At 39.5% G+C, this 17,748-nt stretch carries 18 protein-coding genes; all 18 read right to left on the minus strand.

What is annotated here, in order from left to right:
- A partial coding sequence (locus tag ACH0AK_RS02935; protein ID WP_499796721.1) for a hypothetical protein occupies positions 1–1,291 on the minus strand: 1,291 nt, incomplete at its 3' end.
- Between the two features lie 557 nt (positions 1,292–1,848).
- On the minus strand, positions 1,849–3,510 hold the full coding sequence (alsS, locus tag ACH0AK_RS02940) for an acetolactate synthase AlsS (RefSeq protein ID WP_041684454.1): 1,662 nt from the start codon (positions 3,508–3,510) through the stop codon (positions 1,849–1,851).
- Positions 3,511–3,775: 265 nt separating this feature from the next.
- Positions 3,776–4,327, minus strand: coding sequence for a GNAT family N-acetyltransferase (locus ACH0AK_RS02945; RefSeq protein ID WP_224434874.1), 552 nt, complete (start codon positions 4,325–4,327; stop codon positions 3,776–3,778).
- Positions 4,328–4,378: 51 nt separating this feature from the next.
- The gene (locus ACH0AK_RS02950) at positions 4,379–4,495 is read right to left on the minus strand and encodes a putative metal homeostasis protein (protein WP_096081604.1); all 117 of its coding nucleotides are present in this window, start codon (positions 4,493–4,495) and stop codon (positions 4,379–4,381) included.
- 35 nt (positions 4,496–4,530) lie between these two features.
- Complete coding sequence (gene rpmG, locus ACH0AK_RS02955; protein WP_010735066.1) at positions 4,531–4,680, minus strand: 50S ribosomal protein L33; 150 nt, start codon at positions 4,678–4,680, stop codon at positions 4,531–4,533.
- A 261-nt stretch (positions 4,681–4,941) separates the two neighbouring features.
- Positions 4,942–5,958: a beta-N-acetylhexosaminidase gene (locus tag ACH0AK_RS02960; RefSeq protein WP_010735065.1), complete on the minus strand. Its 1,017-nt coding sequence runs from the start codon at positions 5,956–5,958 to the stop codon at positions 4,942–4,944.
- A 131-nt stretch (positions 5,959–6,089) separates the two neighbouring features.
- A complete protein-coding gene (locus ACH0AK_RS02965) occupies positions 6,090–7,487 on the minus strand; it encodes a M24 family metallopeptidase (RefSeq protein ID WP_499796722.1) in 1,398 nt (465 codons plus the stop codon).
- The gene (locus ACH0AK_RS02970) at positions 7,484–8,251 is read right to left on the minus strand and encodes a DeoR/GlpR family DNA-binding transcription regulator (protein ID WP_010735063.1); all 768 of its coding nucleotides are present in this window, start codon (positions 8,249–8,251) and stop codon (positions 7,484–7,486) included. The genes ACH0AK_RS02965 and ACH0AK_RS02970 overlap by 4 nt, the downstream gene beginning before the upstream one ends.
- Before the next feature lie 393 nt (positions 8,252–8,644).
- Positions 8,645–9,295, minus strand: a complete 651-nt coding sequence (gene phnX, locus ACH0AK_RS02975) for a phosphonoacetaldehyde hydrolase (RefSeq protein WP_499796723.1) — start codon at positions 9,293–9,295, stop codon at positions 8,645–8,647.
- Positions 9,288–10,439 carry a 2-aminoethylphosphonate--pyruvate transaminase gene (gene phnW / locus ACH0AK_RS02980; RefSeq protein WP_010735061.1) on the minus strand — a complete coding sequence of 384 codons (1,152 nt, stop codon included), beginning with the start codon at positions 10,437–10,439 and terminating at the stop codon, positions 9,288–9,290. Before phnW ends, phnX begins: the two co-directional genes overlap by 8 nt.
- Before the next feature lie 10 nt (positions 10,440–10,449).
- Positions 10,450–11,448 carry an extracellular solute-binding protein gene (locus ACH0AK_RS02985; protein ID WP_062804988.1) on the minus strand — a complete coding sequence of 333 codons (999 nt, stop codon included), beginning with the start codon at positions 11,446–11,448 and terminating at the stop codon, positions 10,450–10,452.
- Positions 11,375–12,364 carry an ABC transporter permease subunit gene (locus ACH0AK_RS02990; protein WP_226075435.1) on the minus strand — a complete coding sequence of 330 codons (990 nt, stop codon included), beginning with the start codon at positions 12,362–12,364 and terminating at the stop codon, positions 11,375–11,377. The genes ACH0AK_RS02985 and ACH0AK_RS02990 overlap by 74 nt, the downstream gene beginning before the upstream one ends.
- A gap of 7 nt (positions 12,365–12,371) precedes the next feature.
- Positions 12,372–13,061 (minus strand): ABC transporter permease, encoded by a 690-nt coding sequence (locus ACH0AK_RS02995; protein WP_438846596.1) that lies wholly within the window; start codon positions 13,059–13,061, stop codon positions 12,372–12,374.
- The gene (locus ACH0AK_RS03000) at positions 13,058–13,840 is read right to left on the minus strand and encodes an ABC transporter ATP-binding protein (RefSeq protein WP_499796724.1); all 783 of its coding nucleotides are present in this window, start codon (positions 13,838–13,840) and stop codon (positions 13,058–13,060) included. The genes ACH0AK_RS02995 and ACH0AK_RS03000 overlap by 4 nt, the downstream gene beginning before the upstream one ends.
- 310 nt (positions 13,841–14,150) lie before the next feature.
- The gene (locus ACH0AK_RS03005) at positions 14,151–15,914 is read right to left on the minus strand and encodes a 1-deoxy-D-xylulose-5-phosphate synthase (protein ID WP_096081607.1); all 1,764 of its coding nucleotides are present in this window, start codon (positions 15,912–15,914) and stop codon (positions 14,151–14,153) included.
- A gap of 185 nt (positions 15,915–16,099) precedes the next feature.
- A complete protein-coding gene (locus ACH0AK_RS03010; RefSeq protein ID WP_194179818.1) occupies positions 16,100–16,459 on the minus strand; it encodes an EF2685/EF0750 family sortase-dependent surface protein in 360 nt (119 codons plus the stop codon).
- A 21-nt stretch (positions 16,460–16,480) separates the two neighbouring features.
- On the minus strand, positions 16,481–17,137 hold the full coding sequence (locus ACH0AK_RS03015) for a hypothetical protein (RefSeq protein ID WP_023519941.1): 657 nt from the start codon (positions 17,135–17,137) through the stop codon (positions 16,481–16,483).
- 59 nt (positions 17,138–17,196) lie between these two features.
- Positions 17,197–17,736, minus strand: coding sequence for a hypothetical protein (locus tag ACH0AK_RS03020; RefSeq protein ID WP_010735054.1), 540 nt, complete (start codon positions 17,734–17,736; stop codon positions 17,197–17,199).
- Positions 17,737–17,748: the final 12 nt, after the last annotated feature.

Raw genomic sequence — 17,748 nt, forward strand, 5'->3', positions numbered from 1 at the left:
CTGTTTCAACTGTAGCATCATACGCACGAATCATCCATGGACTAGGGATTGGTGTATCCGGATTTGTTTCTCCACCTTCAGATGAGTTACCAAGGACTGTTACTTGAATTGTTTTATCTGGGACTGATGAATATCCGCCTTTTGCATCTAATACAACTGTATAGGTTCCTGGCTTGTCTTCAATTGTACTTGATTTAATATAGGGAGTATCAATTGTCATGCCCGTAACCGCATTAATGACCATAGCATTTGCAGCGGAAAGAATGCTATTATCATCAATTTGACCTGTTTCAACTGTAGCATCATACGCACGAATCATCCATGGACTAGGGATTGGTGTATCCGGATTTGTTTCTCCACCTCCAGATGAGTTGCCAAGGACTGTTACTTGAATTGTTTTTTCTGGGACTGACGAATCACCTTTCGCTCCTAATACGACAGAGTAGACTCCTGCTTTATCTTCGACTGTACTTGATTTGATATAAACTGGGGTTTCTATTACTTCCATTCCAGTAACTGGATTGATAACCGCAGCATTCGCAGATGAAAGAATCAAATTATCGTCGATATGCCCTGCCTCTACCACGGCATCATAAGCACGAATCACCTTTGTGCTAGGCTTTTCACCTTCTGTTCCAACAATCTTCACGTTAATTGTAATGCTAATAGTTGGATCTTCATTTATACCTAATACAACTTTGTAATCTCCAACCTCTGAACTCTTAACATCTGATTTTTTAATAATTATTTCTAGAGGAATCCCTGCCGTAGTCTTAGCTTGAGCTCCTGATTGAGCAATAATAGTTTGTTCATTTGCCTGCCCGATAGAAAAAACTACATCATTCGCAGTTAATGAATAAATACCATTTTGACCAACATCCTTTTTCTCATCTACAACGGTAATTGTCACAGTCTTTTCTAACTCTGGATCTTCAGCAATGCCTAATGTAACCTTATATTGACCAGGTACATCTTTAACGTTGCTTTGCTTCAGAATAACTTGTATATTCGGTGACTGCATCGGAATTTCACTTGCAAGAACATTCGTAGCAATAGCATGTGTAGCAGATAAAATTGAAGTTGCGTTCACAGAACCAACCTCAATCGTTGCATCTGTCGCACCAAGCGTATAAATACCATGCTGTACCAAATAGTCATCTGAAGACTTATAACCTGTCTTAACACTATCGGCACTAGCAACGGTTCCATTAGCACCTGTTAGCACCAAGCCAGACGCAAGTGCTAAACCTACAGCAACCAAATTAAAACATTTCCTCTTTTTAGTTCCCATAATTTTTCTCCTTACTTTTGATTTTGAAAAAATTTTGTACATCTATTTATACACTAAATTCCACCTAACAAAACCTAACTTGGTCAAATTGACCAAGTACTTCTTTTTTTGGAATCGCGCAAAAAAAGTATTATTCGCCAAATCTCTTTTAACGTAGTAGTTGCAATGCACCTCAAAAAGTTAAATTCTATTTGGCTAGTTACGGGCAGAGAGTATTATAATCCAGTTTTTTTCCAGCTCAATGTAAACTGTGGTAAACACTTGATGAATTTTTATCTTTTAAACCGCTTGTGTCTTCATCCATACTAGCGTAGATTTTAAAAAGCAGTAATACGCTCTCTTTCATTATTTTTGTGCATACTCTCACAAGAGCATTTGAATAGTTTCTAGCATCCTCTTGGAGAAAAAAGGGCATTTTATTCGGCAATTATTGGCAATTTTTCACAAATTCCATTGAGAATTTTTCTTATATGTTTCACAAAAAAAATCCCTGAACTCTTAGAGGTTCAAGGACTTCTTTTTTATGATTTTGATATTTCACAAATCACGCTATTTTTTCAATAAAATTGGTCTGGTAAGATCGTTTCACCTAATTTTTCATTATCTCGATAATCAATTGGGATATCGATGATGACTGGCCCTTCTGTAGCAAATCCTTCTTCTAAGGCAGATGCCAATTCTTCTGCATTGCTTACTCGCAGACCTTTAGCCCCAAAAGCTTGGGCATATTGAACAAAATCAACTGGACCAAAATCAACCCCTGATGCTCGATCATATTTCATGATTTCTTGAAACTCGACCATATTATAATGACCATCATTCCAAATCAAATGAATGATATTCAATTTTTTACGTACAGCTGTTTCTAAGTCTTGGGCAGAAAATAAGAAGCCACCGTCTCCTGACACAGAGATTACTTGCGTATTTGGACGAACCAGTGCAGCAGAGATCGCCCAAGGAAGTGCGACGCCTAATGTTTGCATGCCATTACTGAATAGCAAATGACGCGCTTCATAACTTCTAAAGTGGCGGGCCATCCAAATGTAATGACTACCTACATCAACTGTCACAGTCATGTCGTCCGTTACTTTCGATTGCAGTGTATTAATTACTTCTAACGGATGTAAGATCCCGTCTTCACTACTGGTTTCACAAATATCTCGTGCCTTCAACTTTTCTTGCAACGTATTTAAATATTCTTGCGCATCTGCCGATACTTGTGTTTCTTCTAATGACTCTGTCAGTAAATCTAATGTTGCAGAAATGTCCCCGATTAGTTCACGTTCTGGTTGCATGTAACTGTCGATTTCAGCTGGTGTTTCATCAATGACGATGATTCTAGCATCTTTTTCAGCATTCCAGTTTCTCGCTTCATATTCGATTGGATCATAGCCAATTGCAATCACTAAATCACTCCGTTTTAACAGCATATCTCCTGGTTGATTGCGGAATAGACCTACTCGACCAAAAAAGTGGTCTTCTAATTGACGAGAAATCACACCAGCTGCTTGGAAAGTTTCTACCACAGGCAATCCTGTTTTTTCAACAAGTTGGCGAATGGCTGCTGTTTCATCTTTACTTGATCCACGCATTCCAACTAACAATACAGGTAACTTCGCTTCACGAATCCGTTCAACCAGATAGTCGATATCTCCTGAAGATGCTGAGCCTAATTTAGGATCTTGTAATGGTTTGATGACCTCACTTTTGACTGGTGCATCCACCACATCTTGAGGGATACTGATAAAACTAGCGCCTTTTTTCGAACTCTTTGCCATTCGATAGGCATTAGCGATAATTTCTGAAATTGTTTCAGGATCTTGGATCTCTGCACTATATTTTGTGATTGGTTCAAACAACGCAGCATTGTTCATGCTTTGATGTGTTAATTTTAATAAATCACTTCGTTTTACTTGCCCTGCGATTGCCAACACGGGATCACCTTCTGCTGTTGCTGTGACTAGTCCGGTTGCTAGATTACTCGCACCTGGCCCACTTGTCGCAATCACCACACCTGGTTCTCCAGTAATACGACCAATTGCTTGCGCCATAAAGGCAGCATTTTGCTCATGACGCGTCACGATCAACTCTGGACCATGATCTTCTAATTCATTGAATACTCCATCGATTTTCGCTCCTGGAATACCAAATACGTAATCAACTTGATGATTGATTAAACTTTCTACTACAGTTGTTGAACCTTGTTTTTCTTTAATCATTTCTTCTGATACAGTTTCGTCACCTTGTTTTTCTTTAATTACTTTTTCTGATACAGTTCCTACGCCTTGTTTTTCCTTAAACAACATGAGACACCTTCCTTTTCAAAGCTATTTACATGATCATTACATTATAAATAGAAATAATATTAATACAGATATTCATACCTGTTTCATCTATTAGTCTAGCACTTAATGAGTCATTTGTGTAGTAAGAAGCAAAAAAAAAACATACATTTTTGTCACATGGACAAAATGTACATCTTTTTTATTGATTTTGATATTTTTTCCCTAGAATGATCAGGTCATTTTCTTGATTGCCCATATTGGCAACTTTTGGCAAATGTCCCCAAACTGCATATCCATTTTTGAGAAATAACTTTTTACTTGCCTGATTCATATCAAAAACAAATGCAAGCACTGTCTGGATTTTTAAACGATGCAGTTGAGTTTCCACAAAGGCAAGTGCGGCCTTACCTAAATGATGACCACGTGTCACTAGGTCTAGATAAATACTGATTTCCGCTGTCTGTTGATACGCAGGCCGACCATAAAAATCACTAAGGCTGATCCAACCGACGATATGATCGCCATGACGCATTACCCAAAGCGGTCTAGAATCAGCATGATGCGCCTCAAACCAAGGGACCCTCGAGTCAACCGTTATCGGTTCCAGGTCCGCCGTTGCTTGCTTCGATGCGATAGACTGATTATAAATGTCCACAATTCGCGGTAGATCCTTGATCGTTGCATAGGTATACTTGATATCGATTGATTTCGCCCCCTTTATTTTTGAATAGTATAACACGTTTTTTATCATCGTTATACAGCAAAAAAAAGAGTTGTATCGAAACCAATGATATTACTACTATTAGTGTTTATTCTTCAATCTTTTTGATTGTTGGATGAGTTTGAGCGCACGTTTTCGTGTTTTGATATTCGGGCTGTTCAATCGTCTATATGCGCTTGAAAGGTCTTGCTTCTCCATTTTATCCCCCCATTTTCTAGAACATTCATTTCACCTTATTTTACTTCTGTAAATAGCATTTTCTTTCTTAACTTTGGCGAATATTTCTTTAACGTTAATCGTTCCGGTGTATTTCTTTTGTTTTTACTCGTCAGATAGATTCGTTCACCCGTTTCTTTGCATTCTAATGTAATGTTTTGGCGCATGTTTTCTCCTTCTCTCACTCTTTTTTAGCAATTCAATCGTTGCCCTATTTTCAGCTTCGATCAAACCACTCAAATTTTAAATAGTAATGATTACGATTTATAAAATATAATATACGCTAGTAGCGAATTACTGTCAATAAAAAAACGAATGAAAATAACTTCAAATGAATGGATACTCATTTTAAACAATTAAAAATAACAAAAAACTGATTTTCAACAGGCAACTACGTACGCCATCGAATGACAGTTTTTTTGTCTTTACTATTGTTTTACAGTTGTTTCTAGTAGTTCAAACAGATCGGCTAGTACAAACTCTGCTTGTGGCTCATCTGCCCAAATACCAACCATACTACCCATCACTGGTAATTCGGTATTGCTGACTACAGTGGATGTCGAAATTGTCGCTAGTGCGTTTTTTGCTGTATCAAAGGAGTAATGTCCTTGTTCACTTGTTTTTCGACCGATGACCCAATACCAGTGATCGTTCGTATTCACTACTTGATGCCCTTGATCAAGTAAAAATTCGGCAGAACTGACGTGATAGTTGTCCCACCCTGCTGTCCAATAGGCAATCACTAAGTCTTGATCGAATCGACCAAATTGTTCTTTTTCCTCGTAGTAGATGCCGTCGTTAAATACGATCGGAATCATCCCATAGGTTTTGACCAGTTCAGCCAATTGATTGGTATAAGTGACAAAATCGCGATACTTCCCAGACTGCTGGAGTCCTCGCCATCCGCCATCAGTTAAATCATTGGCAAATTCATCGCAACCTATATTGAAGGAATTAGTGATCGTTGAGAAGTAGCTCACATATTTTTCAAGTAGTGCTTTGGTGAAAGCGACCGCTTCTTGATTATCCAAATCAAGTGTTCGAATCGACGTTTGATAACAAGGGTGTTCGATGCCTAATTGTTGCATTCCTGTTAGAATCGCGTCCATATGGCCAGGGGTATTGATAAGCGGGATCACTTCCATGTTTTCTGCCTTAGCCACACTAGCTAACTCTGCCATTTCTGTTTCCGTCAAATAAGTACCATTAGGATCCTCATAGTACTGTTTTGTTCCTGCAATCAATGCTTCTTTGACTGATTGACTGGAATAAGTTTTCCCTTTGACAGTCAGCGTCATGTCATCCAGTAAAAAGCGTAATCCGTTATTTCCCAGCGCAAAAGAAATCGCCGTGTATCGACATTGACTTGCTTTTTTTATGATCTGGATCAATTGTTCTTTCGAAAAATATTTACGGCCATTATCAATCAATAAAACCTTTTTCATCTTTACCTCCACAAAAAAGAAATCGTTTACATATTATACAATAAAGGAGGCCCAACGAAAATACTCTTTTGCACTTAAATAAAAAAATCCCCTCTCAACCAGATTACTCGATCGTTAAGAAGGGAGGTTGCTTATTCAACTGAATCTACACAGAATGCCTTTTCTTTGGCTAAAAAGAACGGACGGAGATAGCCGACAGTGTTTGATAAAGGCAGCAATTCTTCACTTAAATGAATCTTCAAGACATCCGCTAAATATTGCTTACGTCTAACGATCCGCTCCCACATGTCTGGATATTGCTCTTTCAGTTCATTTCTCAATCCTTCATCTGCTAGTGCCACACATTCTTCTGCACTTACTCCAGTATATCCTGATACAGAAGGAATAATATCTAACTGGAAGATCATACCACTCTTGATGATTTCTTGCGAACCAGAATAAATGGGCGAGGCTAACCATTCTTCATCCGCCGTCAAGTGTCCTGGATTCAAATGCCAGTGATAGGTCACTTGTGGCAAGACTGTTTCAATCAATTGATAGAGATCAGCCCCTTTCATTCCGATATGGATAGCTTCTAGCCAGCTGACGATAGCTGCATAATAAGGTTTTGCTACTCGATCCAGATAATCGGCTTGTTCTACTGGCAGTTGAGCTTCTTCTTCGATCACAAATCCTGTACGACTGGATAAGCCACCTTTGAAGCCTGTCGTCAATGACAGCGGATCACCGAATTGGATCGTTTTTGCTGTCGGATAAAGATTCGCAAATTCAAAACGGCGTCCAGTTGCAGCAATCGTGATCACTGTATTCGCTTGTCCTTGTCCGTGCAACAACTCTCCGATCTCGGATTCTTTCACACCAAGCTCAATGGCATCTAATGCACGTAGCATGCAAGACGAAGCAAGATTTGCCCCATATTCGTAGTGTGCGATTTCATTTGCATTGTTCGTGACACGCGCCCCTTCCTCACCAATCAATAGATGAGTGCCATTGACGATAGCAGTTTCCGCAGTGATTGCTTGTTTTAGCGCATCTACGATAAAGAATGGTACATCGAACAATTGGCTATTGTTTTGTGTCATAGACGTAAACAACTTCCAACCGACTAACCCGATTTTCTTTCTATCTGCCACCTTTAATGATGCAAAAATAGCTGACAGGTTTTGTTCATGGTCCATTGGTTGATTCGGTAAAGAAAATGCTGGATAATGGATCAAATCCGCAGTGATCCGCGCATGGGCATTCATTTTTAGATTCTCATTCCCAAGAATCATCGTGAATTTGCCCGATTGATCTAACACCAATAATCCTTCTTCAAATCGCGGAATAAAGCCTGTAAAATATTCAAAATTACCACCATGCTCTTTATCTGCATATATCACCAACAGATCTATCGCTTCGTCTTTCATGAGTTCGATCGTTTTGTTGATCCGTTCGGTGATCGTGTCCTCCGTCAAAAAGACAGGGGGAACATCTGGAAAAATCGCTGGTTTTGGTATAGTTGTTAACTGGATGTTTTCTTTTTTCATTCATTCTTCCTCGCTTCTATGAGTTCTACATGGTTCTGAGTCAGTGCTTTGGCTAATGCTTTTGGAGGCTTTTGATCCGTGATCAAATAATCAATCGCTGATAAGTCGCTGACTTTATAAAAACCAGTTTTATCTAGTTTGGTATGATCCGCTAGCGCGATCACCCTACGTCCTTGTTGGATCATCTGACGTTTCACTAAGCCTTCTTCCTCTGTATGGATGAACAGTCCTTCGCTTGTCAACGCAAATACTCCAAGTAGTGTGTAGTCTGCTTGATAATTTTTCAACTGTTCCACTGTTTCCGTTCCAAATAAAAACAACTGTTCTTTGTGTAATCTACCAGGTAATAAGGAAATAGCTGTTTTCGGATGATGGGCTAGTAATAAAGCGTGAGATAAAGAATTGGTGACCGCATGGATTTTTTTGTCCGGCAGTTCTCTAATCACTGCTTCCACTGTGGTCGAAGAATCAAAGATGATCGAGGAAGGATCTGCCATTATTTCAAGCGCCTGCTCAGCCATTTGTTTTTTCACATCATTTAGGATCGTTGACCGTTGCTCATAATCAAAGATCGTTGCTTCTTTTTGAATCGCTAAAGCACCGCCATGGGTCCGTTTGATTTGGCGCTGTTTTGCTAACTGGATCAAGTCCCGACGAATCGTATCTTTAGACACATCTAAGCGATCTGCTAAATCTTCGATCGAAGCACTTTTTTCTTGATCAATCATTGTTTTAATACGTTGGATGCGTTCTTCCTTCAACATGACCGCTCACTCCTTTCATCTAAGATACGCTATTTTGCATTATTTTGCAATATTCTGCTGTTTTTTTCGTAAAATAAGTGGGCCACTAATTCTTTACCACCTAAAACCGAATAAATGGCAGGAACAGAAGTAACCTCTTCGAAAAAAATAAGGCGCCAGCCACAAAAATTGGAAGAACGATTTTCGCGGCTAGCGCCTTATTTTTCAAGGCTAAACATTTCGGTCTCGACCTCTTGATGGTTGATTGATTCAATTCATAACAGCTTGCTTCTCTTCAATTGTTTCAATGAGTCTTGGCAAATCAGAAAACCGATCGATCACATAATCTGCGCCAGCTTCTAAAAATTCTTGCCGCACCCGCTCAAAAAGTTTCTCTTTTTCAGTAGACGATAATTACTGATACGTGTCAAAGGAATAACCAGCTTGTGAACTTCCTTCAATTACGCCCACAGAAAGAACTCCTGCATTCTTCCCTTCGAGTATATCAGAGATCGTATCTCCTAGTTTTAACACTTCTTGTCTATTTTCCTGTTTAAAATAATTCAAGTTCGTTAATAACATCTCTGGAGAGGGACGCCCTTTGCCGTCTACTTCATCTGGTGTGACGATGTGATCTGGCTGATACCCTTGTTCTTTCGCCTTCGCAACAACGATTGCCATCATTTCACTCGTATAACCAGTCGTACTGCCGATTTTGGTTCCTCGCTTACGTAAAGTTGCGACGGTGTCAAGTACACCCGATTTCACTTCTGCATGATTTGCCAATTGCTGGAATAATACTTCTTCAAATGTTTCATAGATTGCCTCGATATCAGTAGTTTCAGGCTGACGTCCGTGAGTTTCTAACCAACTTTCAGCAATACGAGGCATTTCTAGCATCATTTGGATATGCTCGATTTTTTTCATTCCCATCGGCTCTCTGATTTCTCGTTCAGTCACAGTGATCCCTTGATGTTTGAATGCTTCGCGAAACGCCGACACCGGTGCCATACAACCAAAATCGACTGCTGTTCCTGCCCAATCTAAGATGACCACATTAATCATTTTTTCGCTCCTCCATATATTGCTGGATCAACCCAGCTACTTTTTCGATATCTTCCAGATAGATTTCACCAATATTCCCAATCCGGAAGCAATCAGTATCACTGATTTTCCCAGGATAGATCGCGTAGCCATGTGCTTTTAAATAGTCATAAAATGCTTGGAATTCGAATTGGATGTTCTCAGGATATTTGAATGACGTGATGAAAGGTCCCTGATTCTCACTAACATAGGCTTCAAACCCAATTTCTGCCATTCGTTCACGCAAACGCTCATTGTTCATCTGATATCTGTCATAGCGAGCATCGATACCACCTTCTTCCGCCAACTCTTCTAGCGCTTGCCAAAATGCGAGAACAGTATGGGTTGGTGAAGTGAAACGCCATTTCCCGTCTACATCCATCACACGAAATTGATCATACAGATCCATACTCAACGTGCGTGCTTGTCCGGCACTTTTTTTTAATAGCTCTTTTTGACAAATCACAAAACCAAATCCAGGTACTCCTTGGATACATTTATTTGCACTTGAAACTAGAAAATCGATTCCTAACGCGCCAACAGGGATCGGAATGCCGCCAAAGCTTGACATCGCATCGACGATAAAACATAATTTGTGTTTCTTTGTCACTGCTGAAATCTCTTCTAAAGGATTCAAAATACCAGAAGTCGTTTCACTGTGGATCATTGCAAGTGCAGTAATACCAGGATGCAACGCTAATAGTTCCTCGATTTTTTCAGCTTGTGGTGTTTCATTTTCAGCCACTTGATAAATCACATGATCAATGCCATGGTATTGAGCCATTTGCACCATCCGTTCGCCATAAGCACCATTTGTACAGATCAGTAAACGATCGGTCGCGCCAACAACTGAACTTAACACAGATTCAACTGCAAAGCTGCCACTTCCTTGCATCAAAACAGCTGTATAAGCCTCATTGGAGACACCAGCAAGATCAAGCAATCGTTGTCGAATCGCCTGAGTGATGACTTTAAAATCATCATCCCATGTACAATGATCGACAAGCATTGCTTCTTTCACTGTACGACTCGTGGTCAGAGGACCTGGTGTCAGTAATTTATAATTGATTTTACTGTGATTGATTTCTTTTTCATAATGTTCGATCACCTTTGTTTTTCCACTCATTTTCTTTCTCCTATTCAACTAGACTGGCATGTTTTTTTAGCAGATCTGGGGTTAATGCTTCCGGGAAAACTTTTTGATTTTTGGCGGTTTCAACCCCCGCTAGATCATCTGTTTCATAAAGTTTACTTGGGTAGAATTGTAATAAATCTGCCCGACCTTCTTTAAGGATCACATTCAACATTTCTTCGGCTAAAGGATTCGTCGCTTCTCCTTTATCGATCACCGCGAGTGATTCTGTTAAAGCATATGTTCCTTCACTTGGTTCCACAAAATCGATCGGCAATCCTTCTTTTTTATCTTTGATTGCTTGATGACGTAACCCAAAACCCAACGCCAATTCACCGACGCGGACTTTTTTCAACGGACCCGAACCAGACGCTTCAATATGGTCGCCTGCATTGTCATAAATATCGGCTAAAATCGCTTGTGCTTTTGTCTCTCCATATTGATCAATCAATCCTTGGAACAATAACCAAGCTGTTGAGGAATGGTTGATATCAGAAATCGCTAGTTGCCCTTCATAGATCGGATCAGCTAAATCAGCTAAACTTGTCGGTACAGGCAAGTCTGCTTCTTCCATTGCTTGAGTATTGTAGAAAATGACCCCTTCTTGTGTCGTCATCGGTGCTTGGTAATTTGGCAGATCATCGATTGGTTGGACTTCTAATGCCAATTCTTTGAATATCGGTTCATTTTCTTGGACACCATCCAAATAGAACGTGCTCATTGTCACTAGATCCGCTTCAATATCTGTGCCTTCTGCCCAGAGTTTACCGCTCAATTCCGAAGTACCGAAGGATTGTAGCAAGTATTGGTTTTCAAATCCATTCGAATCAAGAACATCTTTGATGATTTGAACCGGCTCTTCATCTGCATTCGTGTATATTATGACTTTTTCTTCGTTACCGTTGGCATTCTCACTTGCGTTTGACGTACTACACGCCCCTAAAATTCCTAAAGCGCTGGCGAAAGACAGATAAATGAACCCTTTTTTGACTAATTTTTTCATTTGCTTCAAATCTCCTCATGATAGATTGCGCAAGTATTCTTGCGGTTAGATTGATCAACAATAATAAAATGGATAGGATAAAGATCTCAATGAATCTGCCGAAATGTTGTAATTCTTTGATTTTGGTCGTGATCACCATCGTTCGGGCACTTGTCAAAAACACCACTGCACTGATCGTAACCATCGAATTTGTAAAATAGTAACAAGCCATTTCCACGATCGTCCGCTTTGAATTTGGAAGAATGATCCGAACCACTGTATCAAGCCAACTATCCCCCATCATCTTCGCTGTGTTTTCCCAGTTGGGATTCATTTTTAATAAGGCACTTTTCGCTAACTGATAAGGGGTTGCAAAATAATGCACCATGTTGGCAATCACCAAAATACTGATCGTACTTTGAAGAGTTGTTCCGCTAAACACCAGCAAATAGGCAATCCCTAAAACCATTCCTGGAATCGAATTCGTGACAGAAGCAAGACTATCGATCATTTTCAGGATCACGTTTTGTTTTGCGGATCTAGCGGTAAAAATGGCTGCCAAATAAGCAATAACTGTTCCAAACAACGCTGTCCATAAGGTAACGAATATCCCTGTATTCAACGTTCTTCTTAAATCAGACGTTTGTAGGAACGCTTCGATATGACGTGTAGTAAAAGTCATATCAAAGGGCCACCCTTCTACAAAAGGAAGAAGAAACATCACGAGGAAGACTCCTAAAATAAATAAACCACCAACTGTCAGTCCTACGCCAAAGAATAAATCTCTGACAGGGTTGCTTTTTACTGACGTATTTGTCCCGGGGGTTGCATGATCATTTTTTTGGATCTTACGCAAAAACAGAATGCTAACGATCGAAGGAACTAACATGATCAATGCAATGACGGCTCCTCGATTAAAGTCTGGGATCGAACCCATAAAGTACTCATACAATAAAGTCGTGATAAACGGTTCTCGCCCCCCCCACCGCTACAGGTATACCAAAATCCGTAAAACTCATGAAAAAGGCTTGGACGAAAGCAACACCAAATGTTTTGCCCAAAGGTTGCAGGATTGTGATTTTCAATCCTCTAAAAAATCCGTCTCCCATCAATCTCGACACCGTCAAATAGCGTTTATCCAAATAATTCATGGCGTCATTCATCAATAAGAAAGTCACTGGGATCGTATAGATCAGTAATCCTAAGATCACACCTGATTTTCCATAGATCGAAAACAATTCTTGACCGACTAGACGTGTCCACAATCCTTGACGGCCAAAAGAATAGATCAACACAAACCCGTATGTGATGGTCGGTAATAACATTGGCAACATAAAGCATTTCTCAATCATCCACTTGAACCCCTTAGGTAGATTCGTAAAATGCATCCCGTAAGCAAACCAGAAGCCAAGAAAGGTGGCAAAAAGTGCTGTGAGCCCAGCAATGAGCAAACTATTACTTAACGCATTTAGCCAATCGAAGTTCCTTGCTAGTTCCCTGAACAACTCAAAGGAAAATCCGCCTTCAACAGTCAACGCTTCTTTCAAAACATTCGCTAAGGGATAAAACAATACGAGGACAAAACCAAACAAGATGAACGCTGGCAGTAGTGCTTCTATTTTCATCTTTCTCATGAGAAGCGAACCACTTTTTCATGAACTACGCCGGTTGCTTGAGTAATGATCCGTTCAATATTACGTCGTTTGATTTTTAGCTGATCGACAATAAATGCCTGTACAAAGGGTTCCATCGTGTTCGTCACGATTTCTTTTGGTGTACTGTATTGTGCGATTCGACCATCTTTCAAAACCATGATTTTATCAGAAAGGGTCAATGCCTCTTCTGGATCATGCGTAACGATGATCGTCGTTAAGTTCAGTTTTTTAGCAATCAATTGGATACGTTCTTTGATCGATTCTTTGATGACACCGTCCAATGCACTTAAGGGCTCATCAAGTAACAATACTTGGGGTTTCATAACCAGAGTCCGACCTAATGCCACCCGTTGTTTTTGCCCGCCAGATAGTTGGTGGATGCGTTTATCCAAATGATCATTCAAATCCAATAGATCGATCAATTCTTGCAATTCTTCTTTGGAAGTGATATTTTTTTGTTTTCGCAACCCGTACACCAAGTTTTCATAGGCACTTAGGTTAGGGAATAAAGCATAGTCCTGAAAGACAATATTAAATGGTCGTTTTTCCATGACCTGTTTTGTGATATCTTCGCCATCATAAAGTGGTTGACCATTTGTTGGTTGCTCCAATCCAAGGATGATATTCAATAAAGTTGTTTTTCCTGAACCAGAAGCACCGAGTATCGAAACGATCTCACATTTAGCGATCGATACATTGATTTCTTTTAAAACTTCATGATGATTAAACGTCTTACTAATACCATCTAGCTTTAACATGCGTTCACTCCTTTGTTCTTTCTATACTGCTAATTGTAGAAAATCACTTTTTACTTCTGATTAACTTTAAGTAAATTATTTGTAGGAATATATATTTTTTGTGTAAATTTTCTAATCATTTTCAGATAAGTATTTCTATAAAAAAACAGTGGCTTGCTTCAATGCGCTATCCTCAGCATTGAAAGCAGACCACTGTTTCAGTGATTACTTATTAGATCATTTTATTTATCTATTTGATGTAAATTTGGTTCAAGTGTAAGCTCGCTTCGTTCCAAATCGTTCTCCGGAAATAAGCACTTCTTCGACTTGATTATCGTTGCTCGGCAAGTGTTTCTTTAATATTTTTCACGATATTCTCTACTGTCAGCCCATTTTCCGCTAATAGTTCTGATGCTTCATAGCGATCATGAAAAGCTTTATCTAAGCCGTAAGTTTGTACACGAATCGTTGCATCTCCTAAATAGCCAGCGACCATTTGACCGTAGCCACCTTCCAAGAGACCATCTTCAAGTGTTACTACTATATCGTGCGTATCTTTAAGTTCATCCAGTAATTCAGTATCTAAACCAGAGATGAACGCTGGATTGATCACCGTAGCAGTTAGTTGGAGATGTTTCTTCAATTCAACAGCGACTTCTTCTGCCAAACCATAAAAATTACCTACACCAATGATTGCTACTTTTTCGCCTTTTTGGATGACTTTGTTCTTATATAACTGACTGTAATCTGTTCGATCTACTTTACCATAAGAAGTGATTGGGCCGACTGGTACGCGGATTGCCACTAATCGATCCGTTTGATCGATCGACCATTCAAGCATCGCTAAGTATTCTTCTTTAGTTGTCGGTGCTAAGTAGACTAGATTTGGGATATGACTCAAAAATGGAATATCAAAGATCCCTAAATGACTTTCATCATTCATTCCGTTTACAGAAGCAAGTGTCACGAGGATCGTACCTGATAAACGATTCAACGCTAAGTCATGAGAAATTTGATCGTAACTTCTTTGTAAAAATGGTGAATGGACTGCCCATACAGGTTTTACCCCGCCTTTAGCTAAACCAGCAGTCATCGTCGCCGCATGTTCTTCGGCAATCCCTACATCAACAAATTGTGCGCCAACTTGTTGACGTTGTTCCGGTGTAAATAAAATCATCGGTGTGCCTGCATTTACTGCCACAACTGTTGGATCATCCGCCATTTTGCGCAATAAGAAGTCTGTTGTTAGACCGCTATAGGTTTCTGCTCCTTTCGATCGCAGATACTCACCTGTTTCGAGACTAAACGGTCCACCCGCATGGAACTTTTCGCGATTTTCTTCTGCAAAGGAGAAACCTTTTCCTTTGACGGTATGGATATGCAACACAACTGGCTCTTTTTGATCTTTTACTTCTTCGAATAACTCGATCAAAGCAGCTAAATCATTACCTGCGTCAAGATAGCGATAATCAAGTCCTAATGCTTTAAAGAAATTGTTCGTGGCCTGACCATTCGTTTCCCTTAGCTCTTTGAGATTTTTGTAAAGTCCTCCATGATTTTCTGCGATCGACTGGTCATTATCATTGACGATAATGATCGTATTGGTGCCTAGTTCAGAAATATTATTCAAACCTTCATAGGCTAAACCTCCCGATAAAGACCCATCGCCAATCACTACAACGACATTATTTTTTTCGTTTTTTAAATCTCTCGCCTTAGCTAAACCATTTGCTAAAGACAATGAAGTCGATGTATGTCCGATCGTAAAGAGATCATGTTCACTCTCTAATGGGTTCGTGTAACCTGAGACTTCCTGATAATGTGCTTGGTCCAAAAACGCTTGCGCTCTTCCTGTCAACATTTTATGCACATAGGTTTGGTGTGAGACATCAAAAACAAATTGATCTTTTGGTGAATCGAACACATAATGTAGCGCTACCGTCATTTCAACAACGCCTAGATTGGGGCCATTATGTCCACCATATTGGCTGATTTTTTGCAATAACGCGGCACGTGCTTCCTCTACCACTTGTTGAAGCTCTTCTTGCTTCAATTTCTTTAGATCTTGAGGACCTTTTATTTGTTTTAATAACATGAATTTCCCTCCTTTATTTCTGCTTAATCATACACCTTGAACCGAACTCTAAGTCAAGTGATTTTTTTAACAAATAATTCTGATTTGCGAAAATGTTGAACCTGCTGTTATAAAGCTATTTTTTATAAAAAAAAAACCGTAGATCCTTCAATCTACGGTTTTTATTTATTTATTCGATGAATAGTTCACAATGATTTTACCCATTTTTTTTTTGGATTTCGTCGCTTGTCACGAATAATTTGATAACTAACAAGAACGATCAAAATCAAAATCACACCTGTCAAAACGTACAATACTTGTATTTGTTCTCCCAATGGTGGTAAAACGTTCTTTTTAGGCGGTGCGCTTGGTGTCACTGATTCTTTCGGATCATCGGTGTTCGGCTTTGTGGGGCTTGTTTCTTGTGTCGCATTTGAATCAAACTCTAGTTCTCCAGTGACTTCAATGGTATTAGAACTAGCTTCTATGTGCGTTTGTGGCAATCCAACGATCAATAGACTTAAAGCCATGAACAAACAAAGAATTGTTTGTTTTTTTTGTTTCATCCAATCACCTCACGATTTGAACTATGGATAAGGATCTCCAGCTTCATCTAGCGCTTCAATATTCAATGTCAACGTACTTGCAATTGAGATTGATCCTTTATCCGTTGGAAAATCAAGAACATCAGTATCAACATCCCCTTCAAAAGTAAACGTCGCTGTGCTTGCTCCTGTTAAATCACCAGGACGTGCATTCGGTGAAGCTAAAGTCATAAAGTCTTGTGATAAGGTTGAATTCACCGAACCATTTTCAATCAAAAGATTGCTGTCTCCTAAACTACCAACCAATGTTAACCGATCGATTGCTGAGATATCACCAGATGAAACTGCGTAATTTCCTAGAGTGATTTTTACTGGACGACCTGAATGATTGGTGATCGTATGCTCTCCACCTAGAATTGTCTTATAGTCTTCTGGTTCAGTGAAGAAGACCGCTTTTAAAGGTAACGTCACATTCAACCATTTATCTGGATTTCCTGGTTCTGGCGCTTCCGGATCTGTGTTATCAAAACCTATAGTTCCATCGATCGCCACATCTGCAGTCTTATCGATCGATCCACCTAATGAATTATCGATCGTTTGATCATCTCCGTTGATGACAATATCAGCTTGAACACTTGCCCCTGCTGCTAAAATCGTGCCGAACATCAAACCTGTTGCTAGAATATTTTTTGCTTTCATTTTGTTTTCTCCTTTATTTATGTCTTTATATCCTAAAGCATGATTGCTTTATTCCCTCTTTATTGATTGACATTGATGGTCACGTCAACCGTCGTTTTACCCATAAGCTTTTTATTTTCTAAATCATAAAACTCTAGTTCCACTACTCCTGGATGCGTGCCTGTCGTTAACTCTTTTGCTAATGTCAATTCGGTTACTTCATATCCAGGCTCCAATAAGCCTGTTTCATATAATGTTTCTTTAGAATCCTTCATAGACAATATGGCTTGTTGCCCATAACGATTGGTCGGCAAGTTTTGGATCCAGATATTGCCCGTTTTCCCATCCGCATTGACACTGACTTCTGGATACACATTGATAGTTACATTACTATCGTCTACTGCTTGATTGGCATATTTTTTCAGTTGATCGCCTGTCATTTTTTCCGCATGTTTGATTTCCGGAAAATCGTCCGACAAAATCTGCGTTGGTTGGATATTGACATACCAATACCAACCAATCGCAACAAACGCAAGCAATAATAAAAGAAGCGCCAGTAATCTTTTTTTCTTTTGTTGTTCATTTTTTTCAGTTATTTTCTGTGTTTCCTGTGTGATCATGTTCACCTTCTT

The sequence above is a fragment of the Enterococcus pernyi genome (assembly GCF_045371165.1).
Taxonomy (GTDB): Bacteria; Bacillota; Bacilli; order Lactobacillales; family Enterococcaceae; genus Enterococcus_B; species Enterococcus_B pernyi.

What these genes read in the sequence shown, in the direction of transcription:
- alsS (WP_041684454.1), bottom strand. Translation starts at nt 3,510, where the DNA reads ATGATTAAAGAAAAACAAGGTTCAACAACTGTAGTAGAAAGTTTAATC.
- ACH0AK_RS02985 (WP_062804988.1), bottom strand. Translation starts at nt 11,448, where the DNA reads ATGAAAAAATTAGTCAAAAAAGGGTTCATTTATCTGTCTTTCGCCAGC.
- ACH0AK_RS03010 (WP_194179818.1), bottom strand. Translation starts at nt 16,459, where the DNA reads ATGAAACAAAAAAAACAAACAATTCTTTGTTTGTTCATGGCTTTAAGT.
- ACH0AK_RS02945 (WP_224434874.1), bottom strand. Translation starts at nt 4,327, where the DNA reads ATGATAAAAAACGTGTTATACTATTCAAAAATAAAGGGGGCGAAATCA.
- ACH0AK_RS02960 (WP_010735065.1), bottom strand. Translation starts at nt 5,958, where the DNA reads ATGAAAAAGGTTTTATTGATTGATAATGGCCGTAAATATTTTTCGAAA.
- ACH0AK_RS02965 (WP_499796722.1), bottom strand. Translation starts at nt 7,487, where the DNA reads ATGAAAAAAGAAAACATCCAGTTAACAACTATACCAAAACCAGCGATT.
- phnX (WP_499796723.1), bottom strand. Translation starts at nt 9,295, where the DNA reads ATGATTAATGTGGTCATCTTAGATTGGGCAGGAACAGCAGTCGATTTT.
- phnW (WP_010735061.1), bottom strand. Translation starts at nt 10,439, where the DNA reads ATGAGTGGAAAAACAAAGGTGATCGAACATTATGAAAAAGAAATCAAT.
- ACH0AK_RS02950 (WP_096081604.1), bottom strand. Translation starts at nt 4,495, where the DNA reads ATGGAGAAGCAAGACCTTTCAAGCGCATATAGACGATTGAACAGCCCG.
- ACH0AK_RS03000 (WP_499796724.1), bottom strand. Translation starts at nt 13,840, where the DNA reads ATGTTAAAGCTAGATGGTATTAGTAAGACGTTTAATCATCATGAAGTT.
- rpmG (WP_010735066.1), bottom strand. Translation starts at nt 4,680, where the DNA reads ATGCGCCAAAACATTACATTAGAATGCAAAGAAACGGGTGAACGAATC.
- ACH0AK_RS03015 (WP_023519941.1), bottom strand. Translation starts at nt 17,137, where the DNA reads ATGAAAGCAAAAAATATTCTAGCAACAGGTTTGATGTTCGGCACGATT.
- ACH0AK_RS03005 (WP_096081607.1), bottom strand. Translation starts at nt 15,914, where the DNA reads ATGTTATTAAAACAAATAAAAGGTCCTCAAGATCTAAAGAAATTGAAG.
- ACH0AK_RS02970 (WP_010735063.1), bottom strand. Translation starts at nt 8,251, where the DNA reads ATGTTGAAGGAAGAACGCATCCAACGTATTAAAACAATGATTGATCAA.
- ACH0AK_RS02990 (WP_226075435.1), bottom strand. Translation starts at nt 12,364, where the DNA reads ATGGGTTCGATCCCAGACTTTAATCGAGGAGCCGTCATTGCATTGATC.
- ACH0AK_RS02995 (WP_438846596.1), bottom strand. Translation starts at nt 13,061, where the DNA reads ATGAGAAAGATGAAAATAGAAGCACTACTGCCAGCGTTCATCTTGTTT.
- ACH0AK_RS03020 (WP_010735054.1), bottom strand. Translation starts at nt 17,736, where the DNA reads ATGATCACACAGGAAACACAGAAAATAACTGAAAAAAATGAACAACAA.